Consider the following 1,643-nt stretch of genomic DNA (forward strand, 5'->3'; position numbering starts at 1 on the left):
ACCCGCCGCAGCGGCGGCCGTCTCCTGGACCTCGCCAACGGTCTCGCCGAGCCGCTGCGCGCGATGCACGAAGGCGTCGAGGCGCTGCGGCCCGCGCCCGGCGCGGAGCGCGACGGCGCAGTGCGCTGCGCCCTGCTCCCGACACACGCGGAGGAGATCGAGTGGCTCGCCGACTCGATCGCCCATCTTGTACGCACGGGCAAGGAACCGGGCGAGATCGCGGTGCTGTGCCGTACGGCCGGTGACTTCCCGGAGATCCAGGGCGCGCTGGTGGCCCGTGACATACCCGTCGAGGTCGTGGGGCTCTCCGGGCTGCTCCATCTTCCCGAGGTCGCCGATCTCGTCGCCATGTGCGAGGTCCTCCAGGATCCGGGCGCCAACGCCTCTCTCGTACGGCTGCTCACCGGCCCGCGCTGGCGCATCGGGCCGCGCGATCTCGCGCTGCTGGGCCGCAGGGCCCGGCTGCTGGTCCACCGAGGAGGCGCCGAGGACGGCGAGGACGATCTCGACGCGCGGCTGGCGGCGGCGGTCGAGGGCACCGATCCGGCCGAGGTGATCTCGCTCGCGGACGCCCTCGACACCTTCCTGGAGCCGGCGGGCGCTCCGGCGGACGGGCTGCCCTTCTCCGCCGCGGCCCGGGTCCGGTTCGCGCGGCTGGCCGCCGAACTGCGCGAGCTGCGCCGGTCCCTGGCCGATCCCTTGATGGACGTGCTGCACCGCGTCCTGGCGACGACCGGTCTGGAGGTCGAGCTCTCCGCCTCGCCGCGCGCGCTGGCCGCCCGCCGCCGCGAGACGCTGAGCAACTTCCTCGATATCGCGGCCTCCTTCGCGGCGCTCGACGGAGAGGCTGGACTGCTGGCGTTCCTGGCGTTCCTGCGGACGGCCGCGCAGTACGAGAAGGGCCTGGACAACGCGCTGCCGGGCGGCGAGAACACCGTGAAGGTGCTCACCGCCCACAAGTCCAAGGGACTTGAGTGGGATGTGGTCGCCGTCCCGGGACTGGTGACGGGCCAGTTTCCCAACGGCCGGGCGCGCGAGGCCTGGACGTCCCAGCCGAAGGTCCTGCCGCACGCGCTGCGCGGCGACGCGCCGACACTGCCGGATGTGCCGTCCTGGGACGCGAAAGGTCTCAAGTCGTTCAAGGACGCGATGAAGACGCACCAGCACACGGAGGAACTGCGCCTGGGCTATGTCACCTTCACCCGCCCGCGCTCCCTGCTGCTCGGCTCCGGCCACTGGTGGGGCCCGACACAGAAGCGCCCACGCGGCCCGTCGGACTTTCTGCACGCCCTGTACGACCACTGCGCGGCGGGATACGGCGAGATCGAGGCCTGGGCGGACGAACCGGAGGAGACCGACGAGAACCCGTCCCTGCGCGCGGAGACCACACCTCATGCCTGGCCTCTCCCGCTGGACCCGGAGTCGATGGCTCGCCGCCAAGAGGCAGCGGAAACGGTACGGAGGTACTTGGCGGAGTTCCAACAGGCGGAATTCCAACAGGAGGACAGCGACGCCACACCTCCGGCCGACCCGGCCCTGGACGACCTGTTCGACCCGGCAGGCATGGTCGAGCCGGACGACCCGTTCGCACCGGACGATTTCTTCGTACCGAGTGATCCCGAGCCGGCCGGCCCCGGGCCCGC

At 72.0% G+C, this 1,643-nt stretch carries 1 protein-coding gene; it reads left to right on the forward strand.

The genetic code is table 11. The annotated features are described in order from the left end of the window. Nucleotides 1-1,643: 3'-5' exonuclease (locus GA0115259_RS31440; protein ID WP_141716771.1), on the forward strand; the 1,643-nt coding region annotated here is incomplete at both ends.

The organism is Streptomyces sp. MnatMP-M17 (assembly GCF_900091995.1).
In the GTDB taxonomy this organism is placed as follows: Bacteria; Actinomycetota; Actinomycetes; order Streptomycetales; family Streptomycetaceae; genus Streptomyces.